The sequence below is a fragment of the Cryobacterium sp. TMT3-29-2 genome, from assembly GCF_004564305.1.
Classification (GTDB): Bacteria; Actinomycetota; Actinomycetes; order Actinomycetales; family Microbacteriaceae; genus Cryobacterium; species Cryobacterium sinapicolor.
Genome location: NZ_SOGK01000074.1, coordinates 1 through 24,225 on the forward strand (window position 1 = coordinate 1; position 24,225 = coordinate 24,225).

At 67.2% G+C, this 24,225-nt stretch carries 22 protein-coding genes, 1 tRNA gene and 1 pseudogene; 8 read left to right on the forward strand and 16 right to left on the reverse strand.

Features of this window, described 5'->3' with window-relative positions; all coding sequences use genetic code 11:
- From E3O67_RS09145 to E3O67_RS09180, 8 genes are all read right to left on the reverse strand, one after another.
- Window positions 1–2,506 (reverse strand): non-ribosomal peptide synthetase (locus E3O67_RS09145; RefSeq protein ID WP_198418965.1); only part of this gene is annotated, 2,506 nt, incomplete at its 3' end.
- A 121-nt stretch (window positions 2,507–2,627) separates the two neighbouring features.
- Window positions 2,628–3,485 carry a Cof-type HAD-IIB family hydrolase gene (locus tag E3O67_RS09150; protein ID WP_166786918.1) on the reverse strand — a complete coding sequence of 286 codons (858 nt, stop codon included), beginning with the start codon at window positions 3,483–3,485 and terminating at the stop codon, window positions 2,628–2,630.
- A 212-nt stretch (window positions 3,486–3,697) separates the two neighbouring features.
- Window positions 3,698–4,774, reverse strand: a complete 1,077-nt coding sequence (locus E3O67_RS09155; protein ID WP_134428347.1) for a YihY/virulence factor BrkB family protein — start codon at window positions 4,772–4,774, stop codon at window positions 3,698–3,700.
- Between the two features lie 260 nt (window positions 4,775–5,034).
- A tRNA-Arg gene (locus tag E3O67_RS09160) sits at window positions 5,035–5,109 on the reverse strand.
- Window positions 5,110–5,259: 150 nt separating this feature from the next.
- Window positions 5,260–6,096 carry a CHAP domain-containing protein gene (locus tag E3O67_RS09165; protein WP_134428345.1) on the reverse strand — a complete coding sequence of 279 codons (837 nt, stop codon included), beginning with the start codon at window positions 6,094–6,096 and terminating at the stop codon, window positions 5,260–5,262.
- A 293-nt stretch (window positions 6,097–6,389) separates the two neighbouring features.
- Window positions 6,390–6,887, reverse strand: a complete 498-nt coding sequence (locus E3O67_RS09170; protein ID WP_134428343.1) for an HNH endonuclease — start codon at window positions 6,885–6,887, stop codon at window positions 6,390–6,392.
- Between the two features lie 346 nt (window positions 6,888–7,233).
- A complete protein-coding gene (locus E3O67_RS09175) occupies window positions 7,234–7,926 on the reverse strand; it encodes a C40 family peptidase (protein ID WP_134428341.1) in 693 nt (230 codons plus the stop codon).
- Window positions 7,927–8,361: 435 nt separating this feature from the next.
- Window positions 8,362–9,069: a metal-dependent transcriptional regulator gene (locus E3O67_RS09180; protein ID WP_134428339.1), complete on the reverse strand. Its 708-nt coding sequence runs from the start codon at window positions 9,067–9,069 to the stop codon at window positions 8,362–8,364.
- Window positions 9,070–9,142: 73 nt separating this feature from the next.
- Between E3O67_RS09180 and serC the strand changes: the two genes are divergently transcribed.
- Both serC and E3O67_RS17155 read left to right on the forward strand, forming a co-directional pair.
- Window positions 9,143–10,261, forward strand: a complete 1,119-nt coding sequence (gene serC, locus E3O67_RS09185; RefSeq protein WP_134428337.1) for a phosphoserine transaminase — start codon at window positions 9,143–9,145, stop codon at window positions 10,259–10,261.
- Between the two features lie 8 nt (window positions 10,262–10,269).
- A complete protein-coding gene (locus E3O67_RS17155; RefSeq protein ID WP_194088563.1) occupies window positions 10,270–10,503 on the forward strand; it encodes a DUF2530 domain-containing protein in 234 nt (77 codons plus the stop codon).
- Between the two features lie 273 nt (window positions 10,504–10,776).
- Here E3O67_RS17155 and E3O67_RS17620 read toward each other — a convergent pair.
- A pseudogene (locus tag E3O67_RS17620) lies at window positions 10,777–11,106 on the reverse strand (DUF3027 domain-containing protein); the annotation flags it as partial.
- On the reverse strand, window positions 11,099–11,479 hold the full coding sequence (locus tag E3O67_RS09195) for a cold-shock protein (RefSeq protein ID WP_134428333.1): 381 nt from the start codon (window positions 11,477–11,479) through the stop codon (window positions 11,099–11,101). The gene E3O67_RS09195 and the pseudogene E3O67_RS17620, both read right to left, overlap by 8 nt.
- A 93-nt stretch (window positions 11,480–11,572) precedes the next feature.
- Here E3O67_RS09195 and E3O67_RS09200 point away from each other — a divergent pair, with 93 nt between their 5' ends.
- From E3O67_RS09200 to E3O67_RS09210, 3 genes are read left to right on the forward strand one after another with little or no spacing between them, the layout of a single operon-like run.
- Window positions 11,573–11,848: a hypothetical protein gene (locus E3O67_RS09200; RefSeq protein ID WP_134428331.1), complete on the forward strand. Its 276-nt coding sequence runs from the start codon at window positions 11,573–11,575 to the stop codon at window positions 11,846–11,848.
- 2 nt (window positions 11,849–11,850) lie between these two features.
- Window positions 11,851–13,728 (forward strand): helicase-associated domain-containing protein, encoded by a 1,878-nt coding sequence (locus tag E3O67_RS09205; protein WP_134428329.1) that lies wholly within the window; start codon window positions 11,851–11,853, stop codon window positions 13,726–13,728.
- 39 nt (window positions 13,729–13,767) lie between these two features.
- The gene (locus tag E3O67_RS09210; protein ID WP_134428327.1) at window positions 13,768–15,423 is read left to right on the forward strand and encodes a DNA repair helicase XPB; all 1,656 of its coding nucleotides are present in this window, start codon (window positions 13,768–13,770) and stop codon (window positions 15,421–15,423) included.
- Window positions 15,424–15,430: 7 nt separating this feature from the next.
- On the opposite strand, the gene E3O67_RS09215 is transcribed toward E3O67_RS09210, so the two are convergent.
- Entirely contained in the window at window positions 15,431–16,144 is a 714-nt protein-coding gene (locus tag E3O67_RS09215) for a pyrimidine reductase family protein (RefSeq protein ID WP_134428386.1), read from the reverse strand.
- A 2-nt stretch (window positions 16,145–16,146) separates the two neighbouring features.
- On the reverse strand, window positions 16,147–17,055 hold the full coding sequence (folP, locus tag E3O67_RS09220; protein ID WP_134428325.1) for a dihydropteroate synthase: 909 nt from the start codon (window positions 17,053–17,055) through the stop codon (window positions 16,147–16,149).
- A 158-nt stretch (window positions 17,056–17,213) separates the two neighbouring features.
- Between folP and E3O67_RS09225 the strand changes: the two genes are divergently transcribed.
- From E3O67_RS09225 to E3O67_RS09235, 3 genes are all read left to right on the forward strand, one after another.
- A complete protein-coding gene (locus tag E3O67_RS09225) occupies window positions 17,214–17,906 on the forward strand; it encodes a response regulator transcription factor (RefSeq protein WP_134369100.1) in 693 nt (230 codons plus the stop codon).
- Between the two features lie 30 nt (window positions 17,907–17,936).
- Entirely contained in the window at window positions 17,937–19,652 is a 1,716-nt protein-coding gene (locus E3O67_RS09230; protein WP_134428323.1) for a HAMP domain-containing sensor histidine kinase, read from the forward strand.
- A 144-nt stretch (window positions 19,653–19,796) separates the two neighbouring features.
- Window positions 19,797–20,087 (forward strand): WXG100 family type VII secretion target, encoded by a 291-nt coding sequence (locus E3O67_RS09235; RefSeq protein WP_134428321.1) that lies wholly within the window; start codon window positions 19,797–19,799, stop codon window positions 20,085–20,087.
- Between the two features lie 162 nt (window positions 20,088–20,249).
- Here E3O67_RS09235 and groL read toward each other — a convergent pair whose 3' ends face one another.
- The 4 genes from groL to E3O67_RS09255 form a co-directional block, all read right to left on the reverse strand.
- The gene (gene groL, locus E3O67_RS09240) at window positions 20,250–21,869 is read right to left on the reverse strand and encodes a chaperonin GroEL (RefSeq protein WP_104100131.1); all 1,620 of its coding nucleotides are present in this window, start codon (window positions 21,867–21,869) and stop codon (window positions 20,250–20,252) included.
- A gap of 131 nt (window positions 21,870–22,000) precedes the next feature.
- A complete protein-coding gene (locus tag E3O67_RS09245) occupies window positions 22,001–23,080 on the reverse strand; it encodes a DUF3048 domain-containing protein (protein ID WP_134428319.1) in 1,080 nt (359 codons plus the stop codon).
- Window positions 23,081–23,203: 123 nt separating this feature from the next.
- On the reverse strand, window positions 23,204–23,407 hold the full coding sequence (locus tag E3O67_RS09250; RefSeq protein WP_134362230.1) for a cold-shock protein: 204 nt from the start codon (window positions 23,405–23,407) through the stop codon (window positions 23,204–23,206).
- A gap of 211 nt (window positions 23,408–23,618) precedes the next feature.
- Window positions 23,619–24,197 (reverse strand): LytR C-terminal domain-containing protein, encoded by a 579-nt coding sequence (locus E3O67_RS09255; RefSeq protein WP_134428317.1) that lies wholly within the window; start codon window positions 24,195–24,197, stop codon window positions 23,619–23,621.
- Between the last annotated feature and the right edge of the window lie 28 nt (window positions 24,198–24,225).

Here is a 24,225-nt window from a genome sequence, read left to right on the forward strand (position 1 = left end):
AGGAGCCTCGGGCTGCGCCCACTCGGGCAGCCGGGGAACCGGCCCAGCGCTCGCCCGGCGGCACCGGCCCGGAGACGGCCGAGCCGGGCTCGATCACGGCGTCACGCCCGATGTCGGCGCCGCCGAGCAGGGCGCTGCGGGAGCCGACCGTGGCGCCCGTGCCGATCCGAACCGGCCCGATCCGCAGCACGTCGCCGTCGATCCAGTAGCCGGACAGGTCGGTCTCGGGTTCGATGGCCGCGCCCGCGCCGATGTCCAGCATCCCGGTGACCGGCGGCAGGGAGTGCAGGTCGACGTCGGTGCCGATGCGGGCGCCGAGGGCCCTGGCGTAATAGCTGATCCACGGAGCGCCGGCCAGGCTCACGGCATCCGAGAGAAGTGCGACCTGCTCGGCGAGCCAGAGCCGCAGGTGCACCGACCCCCCGCGCGGATAATCGCCCGGTTCCACTCCGCGAAGCAGCAGCCGGGCGGCGACGACGGAGATGGCCATCTTGCCGGGCGGGGTGACGAAGAGCACGAACCCGAGCGCCACCCACCACCAGGAGATCGTGGGGGCGAAGGAGGCACCGGCCCAGCCGGCGAGCAGATTGTTCGCCGCCGAGAGGTAGACCAGCCAGCGTGCGCCGACCAGCACGTGCAGCGGCACGCCCAACAGGGTGAGGGCCAGGCGGCTGCGCCGGGGCACCGGCAGAACCTCCCGCACGATGCTCGGCGCCGCGGGCGCGCGGCCGTCGAGCTCGTCGGCGAGGGAACCGATCCGGGGGTAGTCGTAGATGTCGGAGACGCGGGTGTCGGGGAACCGCTCGCGGACGGTGGACACGAACTGGGCCGCGGAGAGCGACCCGCCGCCGTGGGCGAAGAAGTCGGCGTCGGGGCCGCCGGCGGGCACCCCGAGGATGGCGGCCCAGCCGGAGGCGAGCCACGCCGCCGTCGGCGTGAAGGCCTCGGCCTGCTCACCGCCCGTGGCCGGAAGCGGCCAGGGTAGGGCGCCGCGGTCCACCTTGCCGGAAGTACGCGTGGGCAGCTCGTCGACGACGTGCAGCAGAGGCACGAGCGCGGCCGGCAGCTCTTCCCGCAGACGGATGTTGGCAGCCGTCCGATCGAAGACGGTCCCCTCGCCCTGGGAGAGGTAGCCGACCAGGATCTGGTTGCCGGCCGGGGTTCTCTGCACGACCGCGGCCGCTCCGGCCACCCCCGGGAGCGCGCGCAGGGCAGCCTCGACCTCGCCGAGTTCGATGCGGCGACCGCCGAGCTTGACCTGGTCGTCGGCCCGGCCGACGAACACGAGACCCTCCGGTTCGAAGCGCACCAGGTCGCCGCTGCGGTAGGCGCGATGCCAGCCGAGCTCGGTGTGGGGGGCGTACTTCTCGTCGTCCTTGCCGGCGTCGAGGTAGCGGGCCAGTCCGACCCCGCCGATGATCAGTTCCCCGGTCTCGCCGGGGGCCACCCGGACGCCGTCGGCATCCACCACGGCGAGGTTCCAGCCGGCGAGGGGAAGCCCGATCCGCACCGGCCCCCGGCCGTCGAGCAGGGCGGCGCAGGCGACGACGGTGGCCTCGGTCGGGCCGTACGTGTTCCAGACCTCCCGGCCGCGCACGGTGAGGCGGGCGGCGAGCTCGGGCGGGCAGGCCTCGCCGCCGAAGATCAGCAACCGCACCTGCTCCAGCGATTCCTCCGGCCACAGGGCCGCGAGGGTCGGCACGGTCGACACCACGGTCACGCCGTGCTGGATCAGCCACGGGCCGAGGTCGACGCCCGAACGCACCAGTGAGCGCGGCGCCGAGACGAGGCAGGCGCCGTTCCGCCAGGCCAGCCACATCTCCTCGCAGGAGGCGTCGAAGGCCACGGACAGGCCGGCCAGCACCCGGTCCGCGGGCCCGATCGGGTCGGCCCGGAGGAACAGGTCGGCCTCCGCGTCGACGAACGCGGCGGCGGAGCGGTGGGTTACCGCCACACCCTTGGGCACCCCGGTGGACCCGGACGTGAAGATCACCCAGGCATCGTCGTCGGGAGCAGGCATGGCCCCGACCGTGCCGGCGAGGGCCAGGTCGTCGCCGGGCGCCAGCATCCGCTCGGCGAACATCTCGGCGTCGATGCCGCTGCGCACCTCGAACACTCCCTGCGGCCCGATCACACCCACGACACGGGCCTCGCCGAAGACGAGCCGGGCGCGTTCCTCGGGGTCGTCCGCGTCGACCGGCACGTAGGAGGCGCCGACCAGGAGGGTCGCCAGGATGGACAGGTACAGCTCCCGGGTTCCCGACGGGATCCGAATGCCGACGGTGTCGCCGCGGCGCACCCCGCGGTGACTGAGCTGTTCCGCCTGCTCGGTGACCAGGCGCACCAGATCCCGGTAGTTGATCGCCCCGTCGACGTCTTCGAGGGCGAGCGCGCCCGGATGCCGGTCGGCCGTCTCGAGCAGGATGTCGACAAGGGTGCGGGCCGGCGCCGCGCGGTGTCCGGCCTCGAGCACGGCCTGGCCGGGCTGAATCGGGGTCAGGGTCACGGAGGCTCCTCGTCCGGGTCGCGGTGCCAGCCACCGCGCCACCAGTTTAGAACCCGAAGGTAACGGAGAGGTGTCCGGTTATGGGAACCCCGATGCCGCCGCCCCCCGGGGATGCCGTCGGTCAGATCAACCCGTGCCGGCGGAAGGCGTGCCAGACGCCGTCGGCCTGTACCGAGGTGGTGACCTCGTCGGCGTGGGCCTTGACGGCATCCGTGGCGTTGCCCATGGCGATGCCGACCCCGCAGACCTGCAGCATCTCGATGTCGTTGCTGCTGTCCCCGATACCGAGGGCGGATGCCGCGTCGAGGCCGAGCCGGTCAAGCAGCCGCAAGATCGTGGAGCCCTTGTTCACGCCGCTCAGCGTCACCTCGCCGCTGCCGTGACCCATGTGCGGGATGGTGCCGGTGATGACATGGAATTCGCCGCTGAGCGCGTCCGACACCCGATCGTACGCCCGGAGGTCGCCGGCGAGGAACACCGACTTCGCGATTCCCGCGAGACTGTACGGGCGCACATCGGCGAAGGCCTTCAGTGCCGGGTGTGCGACGGCGCCGGTGACGGATGCCCCCTCAGACCCGGCTCCCACCTTCCGTTTCTCGTCGGAGGCGTAGTACTCCGCGAAGCGGTCATGCACGCCCGGGCTCGGGTACAGCTCGTCGAAGGACTGCAGGTAGAAGTCGTACCCGGACTCCTCGTAGAAGCCGATCATCCGGGCCACGGCCGCTTCGGGCATGGTGCGTTCGATCACAAGCTCATCGCCGATCTCGGCGAATCCGCCGCCGGAGCTGATGACACCGTCGAATCCGATGTCGCGGATCGCCGGGTAGATCTCCACCGACGCCCGCCCGGTGCTGAGGTACACCAGGTGCCGGTTGCGCCGTGCGGCGCGCACCGCGTCGATCGCCGACTCCGCGATCGCCGAGCCGGTCTCCATCAGGGTTCCGTCGACGTCGACGAACGCGATGCGGGGGGAAATCATGAGGCACTCCAGTCGAGGTGGTCTCCGGGACGTGTGCATCATCGGAGACGACCGGAGCGATGTGATCGTATACATCGACGCTAGCCGCTGAGGCGTGCACCGCGTGACCGGAAGGCCTCGGCGAACCGGCCGACCGATCCGTCGCCGAGCCTGAAAGGGCCCGGATGATCGTCTGATTGACACCGTCCGAGCCACGGGTCAACAGTGCCGGCCTATTTTCTCTTCGACTTGCTGTCGTCACGCGTTCGTCTGCTCAGCCGCAAACGTCGGCCGAGCGTGACGTCCTCACGGTCCTTAACGGCGGCCTTGTCGCTCTTGCGGGTGTCCCGCGGCGGCAGCTGAAGCTCCTCTTCGGCGACGATGCCCGCCTGCAGCTGACGGCCCCGTTCCAGCTCGGCATCGAATTCGGCGCCGAGAAGCAGGGCGAGGTTGGCTATCCACAGCCACAGCAGGAACACCACGATGCCGGCCAAGGAACCATACGTGCGGTCGTAGCTGGAGAAATTGGTGACGTAGAGGCCGAACAGGACCGAGGAGATCACCAGGGCGAGAAGCGCGAGTAGGGCGCCCAGGCTGACCCAGCGGAACTTGGGCTGCTGAGCGTTGGGGGTCGCGTAATACAGGATGGCGATGATCAGTACGGCGGCTACCGCCAGGATGGGCCACTTGATGACGGACCAGACGAGCTGCACCACCGGCCCCAACCCGAGTGCGCTGCCGAGCGCGTCGGTGACCGGACCCGACACGATCAGAACGACGAGCGCCACCAGGATGAGCAGAATGCACACCACGGTCACGCCTAGCTGCATCGGGCGCAGCTTCCAGAACGGCCGGCCCTCGTCAATCTCGTAAATGCGGTTCATGGCCCGGCTGAACGCGCCCACATACCCGGATGCCGACCACAGTGCCAGCAGGATGCCCGCTACGAGGGCGACGCCCGCGGCCTCCGACGAGCTGAACTGCTCGATCGGGCCGCGCAGGGTGTCGACCGTGCCGCCCGGAGCTATCTCGTCGACGAGTGAGAGGATCGCATTCGTCGAGTTCTCCCCCTGACCGAACACTCCCAGGAGCGAGACGAGGGCGATCAGTGCGGGGAAGATCGACAGCACGGCGTAGTAGGTGAGGGCAGCAGCGAGGTCGGGGCACTGATCGGCCGTGAACTCCCGCAGGGTCTTGCGCAGCACATACTTCCAGGACGGCTTGGCGATCTCGCCCAGCGAATCGGGTTTGCGGGCGTCGTCGGGCGCCGGTGCCCGCTCGCTCTTTTCGCGCGTGCGGTTTGTGAACATGGGTGCTCTCCTCGGCTTCGCCAGCGGTCAATTCGCGCGCGCAGCTATTGCGGCGCCGCTGAGTGAATCCGATCAGTTTCGTTCACTCCGGAACGGAATTCAAGCCGACCGAGCAGATCACGCCAGTCCCACGGATTCCGTGACGAAAAGCGAAATTTCCCGTCTTAAAGTAGGTACGCCGGTCGCCCCGGGAGAACACGTCGAACAACATGTCGACGATAGGGCGAGGCGGTGGTCAGCCGCCATCGGCAGCTGACTCGTGGTGCCCCTGGAGGGATTCGAACCCCCAACCGTTTCCTTAGGACGGAACTGCTCTTCCGTTGAGCTACAGAGGCTGGCCCCACGAGTTTAGCGGTTGCTCGTCGACACCGCAGCGCATCCCGCCTTCTTCCGGCGTACGCTACAGAGCGCTGCGCACGTTCTTGCACGTGCGCCCCTGTCACAGGGTGCGCCGCGACGCCCGCCCCGAGCGAACCCGAACGGGACTACGCCGGCGGGTACAAGAAGAGTGGAACCTCACTGGCCGACACGGTGCGCGTGTGGTAGGCGTGGCTGCTGTTCCAGTTGTATTCCTCGAGGATGACCGAACCGTCGCTGTTGACCGACTGCACATAGGCCACGTGGTTGTAATTGAACCAGGCGACGGCGCCGACGACGGGAGTGTCGCCGGTGGCCCAGCCGTGATCGGCCCAGGCGCTGGCCCAAGCGCTCGCGTTGCCGCCGCCGGGGGTGAGCTTGCTCCAGGTCCAGGTCCACGGGGAGCCGGTGGAGCCGGCGTCGCGGTTGAGCCGCCACGCCACGAAGTCGACACATTCGCGGTAATAGTAGCCGAGCGGAGACAGCCCGCCACCCTGGGTGTCGGTGGCGCGGTCGTACCAGGGATAGTCGTCGCCCTTGGCGCGCACGCTGTAGACGGCGAAGTCCGATGCGGCCGAACGAGCAGCCTCAGCGGACTGCTGAGCAGCCAGCACGCGCTTGGCCTCGGCATCCCGCTCGGCGAGTTCCTCGCTGGTGGTCGCCGAGAAGCCGTCGCGGGCCACGGTGATGGCTGCGGCGCCATTGGCCACCGTGACACCCTGCGCATCGACTTCCCGCGCGGTCGCGGTGACGGTGTCGTCCGCGCCGGGGGCGAACGCATAGGCCGGAAGTCCGGCGGTGAGGAACAGTCCGGGGATGGCCAGCAGGGTTACGGCGATCTTCAACGGGCGCCGGCGGCGCGACCGAGGCACCGGGCGACTGACTGCCGGAACCGCTCGCGGCGGCGCGACCGGATTGAGCCGGTTGCTCCGGGTCACGATGGAGGCCAGGTCGGAATCCGACATCGGAGTTTCTACAATCGCCACCGGAACGGGCACGGCAGCCGACGCGTTCACGCCCACCGGAATGTTCACGGTGACGTCGACTGGGTTCTCTGCCGCCTCGCGCTGCGCACGCAGTTCGCGGCGCGTGGGAACCGAATTCGGGGCCTCTGGCGAACCAGAAGTGCCGGGTGGGCCGGATTGGGGCAAAAGATGATCCTCTAACGCACCAAGATCGGGGTTCGGCGCCCTTCAATCTTAGGCGACGGCGACCAGTAAGTCACTTTCTGGCGTTACATCTCCGTTATATTTCTCACTCAGGCCGCGGGAGCCAGGAACTCGTCCCACTGCGGCAGCGGTCGCTCGGCGCCGCGCACCACCCAGGTCGTACCGACCGGCAACCCTGGGTGGAACAGGAGTTTCCAGCCCATCTCGGCCGGCGTGCGGTCGCTCTTGAGGTTGTTGCAGCGCAGGCAGCAGGCCACGAGGTTGTCCCAGGTGTCCCGCCCTCCTCGCGACCGAGGCTGCACGTGGTCGATCGTGCTGGCCGTCTTGCCGCAGTACCCGCAGCGGTGCTCGTCCCGACGCAGCACGCCCCGCCGGCTGACCGGCACGGCCCGGGACCGCGGGATGCGCACATAGCGCGTGAGCAGGATGACGCTCGGCCGTTCCCAGGAACCGGAGGCGGCGTAGATCGGATGCCCCTGGTCGGACTGCACGATCGTTGCCTTGTGATTCATCACCAGCACGAGTGCTCGTTTGAAAGACACCACGGCGAGGGGCTCATATCCCGCATTGAGGACCAGTGTGCGCATGCGTTCCCTTTCGAAAAGGGCTGGACGGCTTCCAGCCATTCGAACTACGACAATCGGCAAGAAGGAGCGAACAGGCAAACAAAAAGAGCGCCGTCACAATGACAACGCCCTACCGGTCACACCGTGTCCCAGACACGCGCAACTCAGGTTTGCTCGACTGCTCTGCCCCAACGCGGAGCGGCAGCGCACATCCATGGTGTGGATCGTGCGCCGCTCGCGCATGGGCTCTCCCGAAGACTCACAGAACATCAGAGCTATAGGTTAACCCACATTCGGCGCCCCTGCTAAGAGCGGGACGCCGAATGTGCTAGGTGTTACGAAACATTCATCTGGGGATCGGTCGGGCTCAGCCGCCGATCCGCACGATGTAGTACGAGCTGGTCCAAATCGGCTGCACGCGCACGGACGCCCCCTCGTACGGCGCATGCAGGATGTTGCCGTTGCCGGCGTAGAACCCGTCGTGGCCGTCCATGATGACGAGGTCGCCCGGCTGAGCCTCCGATTCGGGGATGCGGGTGCCGGCCGCGCCCTGCCCGGTTGACGAGTGCGGCAGCGAGATGCCGAACTGCGCGTAGACGTACATGACGAACCCGGAGCAGTCGAAGCCGGCCGGGGTGGCCCCGCCGTAGACATACGGAACACCCTGGTAACCCGAGGCGACGCCGTAGACGGATGCCAGGTCGAAACTCGAGTGGGCTGGTGCCGCCAGGTAGTCGGCCGACGACGGACCGGAATACGACGCGGCGTAGGAGGTCATCGCCGCCGCGGCCTCCTGGCGGCGCTCCTCGGCGGCGGCCGCCTCGGCCGAGGCAACCGCGGCAGCGGCGGCCGCCGCTGCCGCGGCCAGCTCCTCAGGAGTGGTGGCCGTGAACCCGTCGCGCGAGACGCTGACGGTATCGGCCGCGGCAGCGACCTCCACGGTCTGCGCACCCGACTCGGTCAGCTCGTTCGAGGCCGTGGACGCGTACTCATCCTCCGTCGGAGCGAACGCATAGGCCGGAATGGCCATGGTCGCGACGAGGCCGCCGGCGAGTGTCATGAAGACGATGTTCGCCACGGCGCCGCGGCGGCGTGACCTCGGGGTGGGACGAGCACGGGCGGCTCGATAGTGGCTGAGCTCAGTATGTTCGTGATCGTTGGTTCTGGAAGCGGTGCTGATGGATGTCGAGTTCGGGGCTCGACGGAACAGTTTCTTACCTAATTCGGCCAAAGTAATTACCTCCGGCGCCTCGACAACACTAGGTAGTTGCCCCGTCCACTGCGCTCATCGCGTGTGTGAGGAACGAAGCAAGAGACGGGAAAGAAAGGCGTCTTGATCCGTGTCCGTCGGCCGGAATTTGACCTGTGGACGCCTCCAAGTTACGTGACGTTCAACTACTTGTCACGCTGAAGACCGACTTTTCTAACAGATTGGTAACAAAATATCCGGTGTCGAGGGTCGAATTTCGACGGCTGAGCCGTGCCGGGAGGGCGGCTACGCGGCGGAGAGCGGCGTGGCGACGAAGATGTGGCCGGCGACCTCGTTGGGCAGTTCGAGACCGCCCTCGAACCCCGGCACCTGCACGAGCACATAGGAACCCACGGCGGAGAAAACCCCCGAGTTGCCGGGGAGCACACCAGAGTTCTTCAGCTGGGCCAGAAGTTCGGGGTCGACCTGCACGGGTTCGCCCAGACGCCGCACCACGGCGGTGACCGGACCCGCGGACGCGGCGACCAGATCGACGAGGCTCGTCACCCCGGACATGAAAGCGACGGCCGGCGAATCGCCCAGCTCATCGAGTCCTGGAATCGGGTTGCCATACGGCGACTCGGTCGGATGGCCGAGCATCTCCAGGATTTTGCGCTCGACCCGCTCGCTCATCACATGCTCCCACCGGCATGCTTCGTCGTGCACGAATTCCCACTCGAGACCGATGACATCGCTCAGCAGTCGTTCCGCCAGGCGATGCTTCCGCATCACGTGCACGGCCTTGCTGCGCCCGTCAACGGTGAGCTCGAGGTGACGGTCACCCGAGACGACCACCAGGCCGTCCCGTTCCATCCGGGCCACGGTCTGCGACACGGTCGGACCGGAGTGCCCGAGGCGCTCGGAGATGCGCGCCCGCAGGGGAACGATGTTCTCCTCTTCGAGGTCGAGAATCGTGCGGAGGTACATTTCGGTGGTGTCGATCAGATCCGTCATGACCAGCTTTCCTCTCGACTCGGTACGTTCTGCTCAACCTTATCGCCGCCAGGGCGGCCATTAGAATCGCCCTATGTCGAACCTCATAATTCCCACGGAACTTCTGCCCGATGATGGACGATTCGGCTGCGGCCCGTCCAAGGTCCGAACGGAACAGCTCGAACACCTAATGAAGTTCGGTGTGAGCGTGATGGGTACTTCCCATCGTCAGGCACCCGTTAAGAATTTGGTCGGGCGCGTGCGCACCGGTCTCGCGGACCTCCTCCGCGCCCCTGACGGTTATGAAGTCATTATCGGCAATGGCGGGTCCACCGCGTTCTGGGACGCCGCCGCGTTCTCCCTTATCCTCCGCCGCAGTCAGAATCTCGTCTTCGGCGAGTTCGGCGGCAAGTTCGCCGCGGCCGCGGCCGCCCCTTTCCTCGAAGCGCCCGATGTGATAGCGGCCCAGGCCGGCTCGCGCAGCGAGTTCGTGGCGACCGAGGGTGTCGACGTCTACGCCTGGCCCCAGAACGAGACCTCGACCGGAGTCATGGCGCCGGTCACCCGCGTGGTCGCCGACCCCGGAGCCCTGACCGTGATCGACGCCACGAGCGCGGCGGCCGGCATCGACTACGAGGCCGACCAGGCGGATGTCTACTACTTCGCCCCGCAGAAGAACCTCGCCTCCGACGGCGGGCTGTGGATGGCCCTCTTCTCCCCCGCCGCGATCGAGCGCGTCGAGCAGATCGCCGCGAGCGGCCGCTACATCCCCGAGTTCCTCAGCCTGAAGAATGCGATCGACAACTCGCGCCTCAATCAGACCCTGAACACGCCGGCCGTGGCCACACTCCTTCTAATCGAGAACCAGCTCGACTGGATCAACGGGAACGGCGGCCTGGCGTGGGCGTCCACGCGCACCCTCGAATCGTCATCCGTTCTCTACGACTGGGCCGAGAGCGTGTCCTACGCGACGCCATATGTCGCCAACCCGGAGCACCGCTCACAGGTGGTCGCAACGATCGACTTCGACGACGCGATCGATGCCGCAGCGATCGCAGCGATCCTGCGCACCAACGGGATCTCCGACACCGAGCCCTACCGCAAGCTCGGCCGCAACCAGTTGCGGGTCGCCACCTTCACCGCGATTGAACCCACTGACGTGCGACAGCTCGTGCGGTCCATCGAGTTCGTGGTGCAGAACTTGGGCAAGTAGGCCTCGAAATGCGGCTCTGGCTGAAAGACAGTGAGCGTCGGCCAGATCCGCTGCCAGCCCGAACGGATGCCCGCAAGGCTCTTCTTGCGGGCTCCGGCGGCTGGTTAGTGGCGCTCGTGCTCGCGGTCGTCCTCCGGGGCGAACTTGCCGCGGCGGGCGTCAACTGGTGGCTCTGGACTGCCATCATCGGCCTCGGCCTCGGCTTGCTCGGGCTCGCCTGGGTGCAGTTCCGGCGCCGGTAGGCCCTCGCCGAAGTCGATCCCGTCGAGCACGTCCTCGCCGCGGTCTTCGTCGTCGTCCGACTCGTCGTCGTCATCGTCGTCGTCGTCGTCGTCGTCGTCGTCGTCATCGTCGTCGTCATCGTCATCGTCATCGTCATCGTCATCGTCATCGTCGTCATCGTCGTCGTCGTCGTCGTCGTCGTCATCGTCGCCGTCGTCATCGTCATCGTCGTCCGATTCGTCGTCCTCCGATGCATCGTCGTCAACGTCCAGCGCTTCAGCCAGGGCCACGGCCGCGGCGAGCTGTTGAGCCGTACGGTAGTCAGCCAGGCGGTCAGACCACGGCACCCACTCGGGTGCGATCAGCGCGTCGTCACCCGGAGTGAGCTCGGCTTCCAGAACCGACACCTCGGCGTCCTCGTCCACGCGGGCGAGGGTCACCGTCCAGCGCCAGCCCGGGTACCCGGACAGGTTGCAGTCGAACAGCAGCGAGAGCACATGCTCGCCCTCGACAATGTGGCCGAGTGGTTCGCCGATGCTGTCGGCCGGTGTGATCTCCAACAGGGCGGTGCGCGCCTGGTCGACCGCGGCCAGAAGGCGCTCGTCCGCGATGGCCTCAGGCATCGAGTTCCTCTGCGACCTTGCGCAGCATGGCCGCGATCTTGTGGCTGTGGGCCTTGTCGGGGTAGCGGCCGCGACGCAGGCTCGATCCGATGCCGTCGAGGAGTTTCACGAGGTCCTCGACGATGATTGCCATGTCGTCAGCCGGCTTGCGGCTGAGCTTGACCATGCTCGGCGGAGCCTCGAGAACGCGAACGGACAGCGCCTGGGCGCCCCGCTTGCCATCGGCGATGCCGAATTCGAGCTTCGTCCCCGCCTTGACCGTGACTCCGGCGGGCAGTGCAGAAGCGTGGAGAAAGACCTCGTGTCCGTCATCAGAGGTGATGAAGCCGAAACCCTTCTCCTCGTCGTAGAACTTGACCTTGCCGGTGGGCATCTGGACCTCGCTGGATTCCGGGCGCGCGGAATGCGCGCCAACCACACCCAGCCTATTCGGTCGGACCGGTTCCCGCCCCGTATCCTTGAGTCTGTGACCAATCAAACTCCACACGCCGCCAGCCGGCTCGAACGCATCCTTGCTTACATGGTTGCGGGTGTGGTGGGTCTGTCCATCCTCGCGTTTCTTGCCGTGATTATCGGCACGGCGGCCGGGGCCGGGGCGGACAACGGTTTCGGCCAGGGGGTCTGGCCGGCGGTGCTTGCTTTGCCGCTGTTTGGATTGCCTCTCGGATTCGTGCTGATCATCGTCCTCATGGTGATGTCCGGCATGCGTCGCGCTCGTGAGGCACGACAGAATAAGGAGTAGCAATGCTCACACTCGCTTCGCGCCTTCGGGCGCTTGATGACGCAACGTTGCGTCGCACGATCGACATCCGCGCGGTCTCGGCCACCGGCATCCGTGATTTCTTCGACTTGGCCGAGGCTCTCCTCGAGCCGGAGGCGATCCAGCGGGTGCTGGCACGGCTCGACCGGGCCACCCTCGCCGTCCTCGCCGTCGCCGGTGAGTTCGGCCAGGGAGCGGAGGTCGGCACTGATGCCGCACCGTCGCTGTTCAATCTCGCCGAGCGCCTCTCCGAGCTGGCGGGTTCGCCCGTCGACGTGGCCGAGGTCGCCGGCCGAGCCGCCGAACTGGATTCGCTCATGCTCGCACGCCTGGCGGACGGACGTTTCAGCCCCTACCCGGCGGTGGCCGCGCAGCTGCTGACCTGGCCGGACCAAGGCCTGCCGACCGCACTCGAGCTGGCCTCGACGCCCGCACCCGCCGCGCTGGCCAGCGTCGACAAGACCGACACCCGGTTCACCGACCGCCTGGCGGCGGAGCGCGCCTTCGCCGCGGTGTCCTCGATCGCCGAACTGGTCACGGAGCTCGCCCGCGAACCGGCCAGGGAACTCAGCCGGGGCGGGCTCGGCCTGCCCGACACCAAACGCCTCGCCGCCGTGATGGGCGTCGACATCGAATCCGTGCCCGCGTTCGTCGCGACCGCGGCCCGAGCCGAGCTCATCGTGCACTCCGACGGCTACTGGAACGAGACCGAGACCGGCGAGGCCTGGTTGCTGGAGAGCACCGCCCGCCGCTGGGCGACCCTCGCCGACGCCTGGCATGCGGCCCTGCCGCCGGATGTGCGCGGTATCCTCGCCCGCCGGCCCGGCGTGTCCTGGGGCGACGTGCTGCGCAGCTTCGTGACCTGGCTCTACCCGGCCGGCGGCCAGTGGATGGACGACCGGGTCACCGAGTTCGCCGAGGACGCGGAACTGATCGGCATCACCGCCCACCAAACCACGAGCCCGGCCGGTGCCGCGGTGCTGGCCGGCGACCTCGAGGCGGCCGTCGCGACCATGGCGGCATCACTGCCACCGACCGGCGGCGCGGTGTACCTGCAGAATGACCTGTCGATCGTGTCTCCCGGCCCGCTCGCCCCCTCGATCGACACCCGCCTGCGCGGGCTCGCCGACGTGGAGAGCCGCGAACTGGCACTGAGCTACCGCATCACCGCCAACTCCGTGAACCGCGCCCTGGCGGCCGGCGAAACCGCGGAGTCACTGCTCGAATTCCTGCGCACCGTATCCCTGACCGGCATCCCACAGCCCGTCGACTACCTGATCCGGGAGTCCGCCGCCCGCTATGGACGCGTGCGCGTCGGGCCGACCGACCCGATGGAGTCCCCGGCACAGGCCTATGTCCAATCCGACGATGCGGCCCTGTTGAGCACCATCGCCGTGGACCAGACGCTCGCCTCGCTCGGTCTCGTGCCCGCCGAGGGCAGCCGGCTGACCAGCCGGTTCCCCGCCGACGTGGTTTTCTGGGCGCTCAGCGATGCGCGCTACCCCGTCGCCGCGGAGGACGCGACACATGAAATCGTGCATCTGCGCCGCCACCAGAGCGGCGCCCGAGCCCTGCCCGTGGACGCCCCCGATCCCGCCGTCGCCCTGGTCGAGAAGCTGCGGGCCGCCGATGGCGGTGAAGGTCAGGCCGCGGATGCCTGGCTCGCCCGCCAGCTCGACTCGGCGATCAAGGCGAAACAGACCGTCGTCGTCAGCATCGCCATGCCCGGCGGCGTGGTGGTCGACTATCTGCTCGAGCCGGCCAGTGTGGGCGGTGGGCGCTTCCGGGCCCGGGACCGACGCGCCGACATCGAGCGTACCCTGCCGCTGTCCAGCATCATCAGCATCACGCCGGCACCGTAGTGCGTGCGTTCACGCTGACCGGGCGTAGGATTGACGGCTATGTCTGATGGCCCTCTGATCGTCCAAAGTGACCGTACGGTTTTGCTCGAAGTCGCCCACCCTCTTGCCGAGGATGCGCGCCACGACCTGGCCGTCTTCGCCGAACTGGAGCGTGCCCCCGAGCACATCCACACCTACCGCATCACCCGGTTGGGTCTGTGGAACGCCCGCGCCGCGGGGCACGACGCATCGAACATGCTGGCCACGCTCGAAAAGTACTCGAAGTTCGCTATCCCGCAGACTGTCAGCGTCGACATCACCGAGACGGTCGGCCGGTACGGCCGGCTCGTCATCGAGCGCGACGCCGAGGGTCAACTCATTTTGCAGAGCAACGACGAGGCCGTGCTCACCGAGATCGCCGGGGCCCGGCGAATCGCACCCCTTCTGATCGGGCATCCGTCGCCGGACTCGTTCCTGGTTGAACCGTGGGCCCGCGGCCAACTCAAGCAAGAACTGGTGAAACTGGGCTGGCCGGCCGAGGACCTCGCCGGCTACACGCCGGGAACGCCGCATCCGATCGGTCTCAAGGAAGACGGCTGGGCGCTCCGCGATTACCAGAACAAGGCCGTCTCCAGCTTCTTCGACGGCGGTTCCGGCGTGGTCGTGCTGCCCTGCGGGGCCGGCAAGACACTGGTCGGGGCCGGGGCCATGGCCACAGCCAAGACCAACACACTCATCCTCGTCACCAATACCGTTTCTGCCCGGCAGTGGCGCGACGAGCTGCTCAAGCGCACTACCCTCACCGCCGACGAGATCGGTGAGTACTCCGGGCAGGTCAAGGAGGTCAAGCCGGTCACGATCGCGACCTACCAGATCCTCACCGCAAAGCGGAAGGGCGAATACGCGCACCTCGAGCTGCTCGACGCCATGGACTGGGGCCTCGTCATCTACGACGAGGTGCACCTGCTGCCCGCCCCCGTGTTCAAGCTGACCGCGGAGCTGCAGGCCCGGCGCCGCCTCGGCCTGACCGCCACCCTGGTGCGCGAGGACGGCCGCGAGGGTGACGTCTTCAGCCTGATCGGGCCCAAGCGGTTCGACGCACCCTGGAAGGAGATCGAGGCCCAGGGCTTCATCTCCCCGGCCTCCTGCTACGAGGTGCGCATCGACCTGCCGCAGTCCGAACGGCTCAGCTATGCGGCCGCCGCCGACGACGAGCGCTACCGGATGGCGGCGACCGCACCCGCGAAGCTCGACGTCGTCAAGCGGCTGGTGGCCAAGCACCCCGGAGAACGCATCCTTGTGATCGGCCAGTACCTCGACCAGATCGACGAACTCGCCGAGGCACTGAACGCCCCCAAGCTCACCGGCGCGACCCCCGTCGACGAACGCGAGCGCCTCTACCAGGCCTTCCGGGTCGGCGAGGAGAATCTGCTCGTGGTGTCGAAGGTCGCGAATTTCTCGGTCGACCTGCCAGAGGCCACCGTCGCCATCCAAGTCTCTGGTTCCTTCGGCTCACGCCAGGAGGAGGCCCAGCGCCTCGGCCGGCTGTTGCGGCCGAAGGAGTCCGGTCTCTCCGCGAACTTCTACACACTCGTGGCCCGCGACACCGTCGACCAGGACTTCGCCCAGAACCGCCAGCGTTTCCTCGCCGAACAGGGCTACTCCTACACGATCCTCGACTCGCAGAACCTGGACGCGCAGGCCGTCGCCGTCTGAGGACGCGTCAGGATGCCGTCCGGCGGGCGTAGCGCAGGAAGAGCATGTCGCCGGCGGTCAGCACGTGCAGCAGGGACATCTCCCGGGTGACGGCCGCGGCGCCGGCGGAGATCCGCCCCGCCGGGCCTCCCTCGAGCACGGGGCTGACGCTCAGGCACAGCTCATCGACGCCGTCAGCCTCGATCATCGCGCCGAACAGGTTCGGCCCGCCCTCGCAGAGCATCTGCCGGAGGCCCCGCCGGGCCAGTTCGGCCCGCATCCGGTGCGGGTCCACGGCGTCCTCCCCGCAGACCAGCACGTCCGCCACCGTGGCGAGTTCCGCGCGTCGCTGCGGCGGCGACGCCGCGTGAGTCACGACCAGCGGCCGCACGGCGGCATCCGCGAACAGCGGATGGGTCAGGTCGAGGTCCAGCCGCGAGGACACGACGGCGACCGGCAGCTGCGCCGGGAGTCCCTGCCCCACCCGCCACTCGGCATCCGCAGCGTCCAGGCGGATGCCACCGTACCCCTCGGCGCGCACCGTGCCCGCGCCGACCACGATCACGTCGGAGAGCATCCGCAGGGTGACGAAAACGAGCTTGTCGTCGGGATTCCCGAGCCCGCCGCTCACGCCCTTGCGGGTGGCGGCGCCGTCGAGGCTCGCGATGAAATTGACCCGCAGGTGCGGCACGGTGCGGTCGGTCACCCGGTAACGGATGATCAGCTCGTCACGATCCAGCATCGTCACGCCAGGTTGTGACGCGCGTAGGCCGGTTCGCGGAAGCCCAGGATCGCCTCAGTCATCCGCACGGCGTCGACCGCGGCGACGACGTCGTGCATCCGCACGATCCGCGCGCCCTGCAGGATGCTGTAAACGGCGGCGGCGAGCGATCCCTCGACCCGGTCGCCCCGCTCCCGGTTCAGCGTTTCCCCGATGAAGTCTTTGTTCGACACCGCCACCAAGGTCGGGTAGCCGAGCGCCGTGATCTCGCCAAGCCTCCGGGTCAGCTCGAGCGAGTGGTAGGTGTTCTTGTTCAGGTCGTGCCCCGGGTCGACGATGATGCGGGAGGCCGGAACACCGCGACCGAGCGCCAGCTCGACCCGTTCCTGCAGGAAGGCCAAGACCTCACCCACCACGTCTCCGTAGGTGGGCACGGGCCACGGCGTGCGCGGCGGCGCGAGGCTGTGGGTGATCACAAGCGTCGCATCGCTGTCCGCGACGACGTCAGCCATGGCCGGATCATGCACCCCGGTGGTGTCGTTGATCACGTGGGCGCCGGCAACCAGGCTGGCGCGCGCCACGGCGGGATGGAAGGTGTCGACGGAGATGATGACGCCCGAGCCGCGCAGGGCCTCGATCACCGGGACGACCCGGTCGATCTCCTCCTCGATCGGGATCGACGGGCCGGGCGCGAATTTCGCCCCACCGATGTCGATCCAGTCGGCGCCGTCCACGATGGCGCGGCGGGCTGCCTTCACGGCCTCATCGAGGGCGAAGGTCGCCCCCCTGTCGTAGAAGGAATCCGGCGTGCGGTTGACAATGGCCATCACGGCCACCTCACGGGAAAAGTCGAACAGTCGCCCGCCTATCAGCCGCAGCGGATGGATCAGGTCGGGCAGCGTCGGGCCAGGTTCAGTGGTCGCGTTGTCCATGTCAGTTCCTTCAGTCGGGTGCGCCGGCGAGCAGTTCGTCCAGTGCCATGCTCTCATCCGGGAGGCGAGCGGTGCGTGATCTGCCCGCCAACGTACCCGCCGGTGCGCATGCCGGGCTTTTTCAGCGAACATCCAGCTAACGCGCAGATACTAAGGTCATGACTGACGGCCCTCGCATTCTTATTGTCGACGACGAACCCAACATCCGGGATCTCCTCACCACCAGCCTGCGCTTCGCGGGCTTCGCCGTGCGAGCCGTCGGAAACGGCGCCCAGGCGATCTCGGCCGTGCTCGAGGAAGAACCCGACCTCATCATCCTGGACGTCATGTTGCCGGACATGAACGGCTTCGGCGTGACGAAGCGCCTGCGCTCCGCCGGCTACACGGCCCCGATCCTCTTCCTCACGGCGAAGGACGACACCGAGGACAAGATCACCGGCCTGACGGTCGGCGGCGACGACTATGTCACCAAGCCGTTCAGCCTCGACGAGATCGTCGCCCGGATCAAGGCGATCTTGCGCCGCACGATGCACGCCGACGAGGACGCGGTCATCCGCGCCGGCGAACTCACCATGGACCAGGACACCCACGAGGTCCTGGTCGGCGAGGCCCCCATTGAACTCAGCCCCACCGAGTTCAAGCTCCTGCGCTACCTGATGCTCAACCCGAACCGGGTCTTGTCGAAGGCTCAGATCCTGGACCACGTCTGGGAGTACGACTTCAACGGCGACGCCGGCATCGTCGAGTCCTACATCTCGTACCTTCGCCGCAAGGTGGATGCGCATTCGACCGAACCTCTCATCCAGACCAAGCGCGGCTTCGGCTACATGCTCAAGGCCGCCAAGGCGTAGTCACAGGCTGCGCCCATACACTGGCGTTCTATGCATCAGTCACTAACGGAGCGATGGAGCCGCGTCTCCCTCCGCTCCAAGATCACGGGCGTCACGGTCCTGATGCTCACGCTCGGACTGCTTGTCTCCGGCATCGGCACGATGGCCATGCTGCGCCAGTACGTGATCCAGCAGGTCGATTCCCAGCTGCAGATCGATGCGCAGTCGGCCTCGAACAGCTACTCGGCCGCCGCTCTCGGCCAGGGAACGACGGCCGTGGTCTCCTCGGACTACTACGTCGCCCTGTACGACGAACACGGCAGCCTCAAGGACCACACCTGGCGGGATGTCCCGCGCAGTGAGATTCCGACCGTGACCGGACCGCTCGACCTGCAAACGGTGATGGAGCTCGACGGCCGGACGATGACGCTGGAAGACTCGGCGCACGACACCGAGTTTCTGGCGGTCGCCGTTCCGCTCGTGATCTCGCCGCAGGGCACCCTGGGTACGCTGGTCATGGCTGTCTCATTGAAGCCGACCGAGAACACGATGGCCACCTACCTGACCATATTCCTGGGCTTCGGGCTCGGCGTCGTGCTGGTGGGAGCCCTGCTCACCCGGCTTCTCGTGACAACCACCTTCGCACCGCTGCGCGAGGTGGAACGCACTGCCGCGGCCATCGCCGACGGTGACTTCAGCCAGCGGCTCGGCGGTGCCACCCCGAACACCGAGGTCGGGCGCCTCAACCGATCGCTCAACACCATGCTGAGCCGCATTGACCGCCTCTTCAAGGACCGGGCGCGCACCATCGACCAGATGCGCCGTTTCGTCGGTGATGCCAGCCACGAGCTGCGCACTCCCCTCGTCTCGGTGCGCGGTTACGCCGAGCTCTACCGGATGGGTGCCCTGCAGACGCCGGAAGAAATCGCACAGGCCATGGAGCGGATCGAAAAGGAAGCGATCCGCATGGGCGGTCTTGTGGAGGACCTGCTGGAACTGGCCCGGCTCGACGAGACGAAGCCGCTGACCCTCGCACCGGTCGACCTGATGCCACTCGCCCGAGACGCGGCGCTCGACGCCATGGCCTCCTCCCCCGGTCGCACCATCACCGTCATCACGCCGATCCCCGCCGAGATCGAGGACACCACCGAACGCCCCGCCATCGATCTCGCCCACTCCACGGGCGAGGTGCCCTCTGACCCCGGACCAGGACCGAAGACCGAAGAGCCGAACCCAGCGGTGGGCGGCTCGGTCTCCTTCGCCGGGGCCACCCTGGCGCGTCTGCGCACCCGCAAACCCAAGAAGACGGATGTCCCGCCGCCGGCGCCGGAACACCCTCCCCTCACCGAGCCGTGCACCGTGCAGGCCGTGGTGATGGCCGAGGAGAACAAGATCCGCCAGGTCATCACGAATCTGATGGGTAACGCCCTGCGCTTCAGCCCCGCGGACAGCCCGGTCGAACTCGAGGTCGCGGTCGACCGCCACAACCAGCGCGCCTCCATCGCCGTCATCGACCATGGCGAGGGCATCCCTCCGCAGATCAGGGACAAGATCTTCCAGAGGTTCTGGCGGGCCGACACCTCCCGTGCTCGGGAGACCGGCGGCAGCGGTCTCGGTCTGGCGATCGTCGCCTCGATCGTCGCCAGCCACAATGGCTCCGTGCAGGTCGTGGAAACCCCCGGCGGCGGTGCGACCTTCCGGGTCTGGTTCCCGTTGGCGTGCTCCCCGAGCGCCCCCCAGCGCGTCGCCCCCGTCATCACTTCCTAGCGCGCCTCACCTCTCGGCGCGCCTCGGTGGCTCCTCCCCCGAGGCTCGGACGGGCGACTTACCCCGCCTGAGCGGCAGTCGGCGGCAGGGGCCGTCAGTCGTTCCGTAGTCTGATCGGCATCTCCCCCTGCCGAAAGGATCCCCATGACCCGTTACCAGGTCGACAGCGAAGCAGTGCTCCACACCACCTCCGTGGCACGAGCCACGATCGGGCGCATCCAGAGCGAGGTTGCCGGGCTCATCGCCCAGCTGACCGCGCTGGAGGGGTCGTGGTCGGGCCAGGCGGCGACCGCGTTCCAGGCCGCGGTCTCGGACTGGCGCGCCACCCAACAGCAGGTCGCGCAGAGCGCGGAGGGGCTGAACCTGGCTCTGAACCAGGCCGGCCACCAGTACGCCGAGATCGAGCAGGCCAACGCGCGTCTCTTCCTGCGCTAGCGCCACCGGTTCACTACACGGGCCTCAGCGACACGGGCCTTACAACACGGGCCATACAACACGGGCCTTCACAACACGGGCTTAAACAACACAGGCTTAAACACCACAGGGCGCCTCCCGGAGGAGACGCCCTGTGCTGTGAAGCGGTGAAGCGGTGTGGACTTAGAAGTCCATTCCGCCGCCCTGGTCGCCGGCCGGAGCAGCGTTTTTCTCCGGCTTGTCGGCGACGACGGCCTCGGTGGTGAGGAACAGCCCGGCGATCGACGCGGCGTTGAGCAGCGCGGAGCGGGTGACCTTCACCGGGTCATTGATTCCGGCGGCGAGCATGTCGACGTACTCACCGGTCGCAGCGTTGAGGCCCCAACCGATCGGCAGGTTGCGCACCTTGTCGGCGACAACGCCCGGCTCCATGCCGGCGTTGAGGGCGATCTGCTTGAGCGGGGCGTCGATGGCAACCTTGACGATGTTCGCGCCCGTTGCCTCGTCGCCGACCAGTTCGAGCTTCTCGAACGCGGTCTTGCCGGCCTGGATCAGGGCGACGCCACCACCGGCGACGATGCCCTCTTCGACGGCAGCCTTCGCGTTGCGAACGGCGTCTTCGATGCGGTGCTTGCGCTCCTTGAGCTCAACCTCCGTCGCAGCGCCGGCCTTGATGACGGCAACTCCGCCGGCGAGCTTGGCGAGACGCTCCTGGAGCTTCTCACGGTCGTAGTCGCTGTCGGTGTTCTCGATCTCGCTGCGGATCTGCTGAACACGTCCGGCGATGGCTTCGGGGTCTCCGGCGCCTTCGACGATGGTGGTCTCGTCCTTGGTGATGACGATCTTGCGGGCGTTGCCGAGGAGGTCGAGCGTGACGTTCTCGAGCTTGAGGCCGACCTCTTCGCTGATGACCTGTCCACCGGTGAGGATGGCGATGTCCTGCAGCTGAGCCTTGCGACGGTCACCGAAGCCGGGAGCCTTGACGGCGACCGACTTGAAGATTCCGCGGATCTTGTTCACAACGAGCGTGGCCAGGGCCTCGCCGTCGACGTCCTCGGCGATGATGAGGAGCTGCTTGCCGGTCTGGATGACCTTGTCCACGATGGGGAGCAGGTCCTTGATGTTGGAGACCTTGGAGTTGACGATCAGGATGTAGGGGTCTTCGAAGACCGCTTCCTGACGGTCGGGGTCGGTCACGAAGTAGGCGGACAGGAAGCCCTTGTCGAAGCGCATGCCCTCAGTGAGCTCGAGCTCGGTGCCGAGAGTGTTCGACTCCTCGACGGTGACAACACCCTCCTTGCCGACCTTGTCGATTGCCTCGGCGATGATGGCGCCGATTTCGGCGTCGCCGGCAGAGATGGACGCGGTGGCCGCGATCTCTTCCTTGGTCTCGACCTCTTTGGCGTTGGCGATGAGCTCGGCGATCACTGCAGCCGTGGCCTTCTCGATGCCGCGCTTGAGGCTGATCGGGTCTGCTCCGGCTGCGACGTTGCGCAGGCCTTCGCGAACGAGCGCCTGAGCCAGGACGGTGGCGGTGGTGGTTCCGTCGCCCGCGACGTCATCGGTCTTCTTGGCGACCTCCTTGACGAGCTCGGCACCGATCTTCTCGTACGGGTCGTCGAGTTCGATCTCCTTGGCGATGGACACGCCGTCGTTGGTGATCGTGGGAGCGCCCCACTTCTTCTCCAGCACCACGTTACGTCCGCGCGGGCCGAGGGTGACCTTGACAGTGTCAGCGAGGATGTTCAGGCCACGCTCAAGGCCGCGACGGGCCTCTTCGTTGAAAGCAATGATCTTTGCCATATGTGTTTCTCGTCCCTCCCGGACGTTACCAAAACGGTGATGGGTTGGCACTCAAACAGAGAGAGTGCCAAGTCGATTCTGGCACTCTGGGGTCGAGAGTGCAAGTGAACGGCAGGGGGCTGCGGCCTCGGCTACGGCACCAGCACGACCGTGCCTCGGTCCGACGGCACCAGCTCGATCCAGGTGTTGCCGGCGGCAAGGCGAATCGTCACGCCGAAGTCATCGACGAGTCGGATGGGCGCGTCCTGGTCGGCCTTGGACCAGACGGCATGCACTGACTTGCCGCCCGCCGAGACCCAGGCCTCACCCGACCCGATCATGGTCGTCTTGGGAACGTCTCCATAGGTAGCGTCGATCATGACCCGCAGCACCACGACATTGATCGCTCGGAGCTGTGCCCCGGTGGCGTCGAGGTCAGGGGCTCCCTCCTGGGAACGCAGATACGCGGCACCGGCCGCGTCCCACGTCCAGCCGGGCCAGCGTGCGGCGGAGAAGGTGGAGTTGATCGCCGATACAGGCGTTCCGTCGACGGCCGCCGACGATCCCTGCACGGTCGCGGTGTAGGCGAACTGCTGCACGGGCGGCGGCAGGGTGTCGTTCCGTTCGACGAGAGCGGCGGCCTCGAGGATGACGTCGTGCGGGGCTTCCCGGTCATCCGAACGCGCAAAGAGACCGGTGTCGTCGGCATCGAAGACGGCACTGACGACGTCGGTGGCGTCCATCAGGTCGATGAATTTCTGCTGGCCGCCGGAGTAGGCCACGATTCCCCCGAACGGCGCGATAATGTCCGGGTCCATGGGCCGGATCGAGCGCACCGGCCCGACGTGTTCCGGCACATCGGACTGCCAAACCGCGACATACCGGGTCAGCCCTCCCTCGACCAGTTCTTCGAAGATGATGTCCGCCCGCTCGAGTGCGAGCTGCGGCCTGGCCGCTTCGTGGTTGTCGATTTTCACCGAGAGCGCCGGATTTTGGAGGCTCTCGGCCGGCACACTCGTACCGCGCAGCGGGGCAACCGCCGGGTCCGCTGCAGAATCGTAGGTGGAGTCCCACGGCGTGGAACTCGCCGACGGCTTCGATGCGTCACCGGTGCCGGCGCAGGCCGACACCAGAAGGAGAGACGGCAGAAGCACGACCCCGAGCATCCGGATGGACCGGATTCCCGGCGTCGTGCTTCGTCGCCGTGCTGGAACCACTGTTTTCACTGTCACGCCCCACACACTAACGCGGCATCAATGCCGCGCCCGTGCCGCTCGGGGCAGAACCCGTAAATACGTCGTGAACCGCCGTTGCCGATGACCTTTCGGTCGACCGCTGGAACACCCCCCGCTGGATCAGACCGGACGAACCGATTCTGCCTGGGGCCCCTTCGCCCCTGTACCCAGTTCGAAGATGACGTGCTGTCCCTCTTCCAGAACCTTGTAGCCGTGCATGTCGATGGCCGAGTAGTGGACAAAGACGTCCTGGCCACCTCCGTCGACCGTGATGAAGCCGAAACCCTTTTCAGCGTTGAACCATTTGACGGTTCCGTTCGCCATGTGTAACTCCCTGTTGCTTTGAATTCGTCGACACGCGCCCGTTGGCCGTACCGGGCCTGGCGCAGTGACTGCGTCCATTGCATTCAACCGGTGGAATACGCCTCGTGGGAGAACGTCCGAACGAACAAATGAGCGACCAACGACCAATTTACGGAAGCTGAGGAAGAACGAAAGGGGGTTGACGCGCAAGCGCGCGGCGTATAAGCGGCGGCTACTCGGCCGGCTCGTAGTCGGTGCCGACGACCACGGTCAGGTCCGCAGCGGAATCGGCGAAATCGCTTGAAAGCAGCACCTCCGCGCCGGGCAGGGACTCCGAGACTCCGCGCGCCGCCCCCTCCAAAGCAGCCTCGGCGTAGTAGACGGTCGTGGTCTCCACATCCTCCGTGCTCGCGTTATCCAGCGCTTCGATCGTCCAGCCCTCCGCTTCGAGGATCTCGCCGACGGACCGGGCAATGCCCTCGCCGGCCGTTCCGTTCAGAACGGTCACGGTCACGTCAGGGTCCACTGTCGCGGCCGGCGTCGGCGTTGCCGCCGCAGCGTCACTCGGGGTGACGCTCGGCTCCGCAGTACTCTCGGCGGTCGGCGTCGTGCCCGGCAATTCAAAACTCAGATTATTGTTCAGCACGGCCAGGCCGACGACTCCCGTGCCGACCAGCACGACGGTTGCTCCAAGAGCCCACCACAACGCGACCCAGCCACGGCCCTTCTTGCCGGGAGCGCGGTGCGCCCCCACCCGCTCCAGAGAGTGCGGGAGGTGGTCGAAGCGGTCTTTCGCGTAGGAGTTCGGCATCGTCGGGCTGGTTCGATCCTCAATGTGC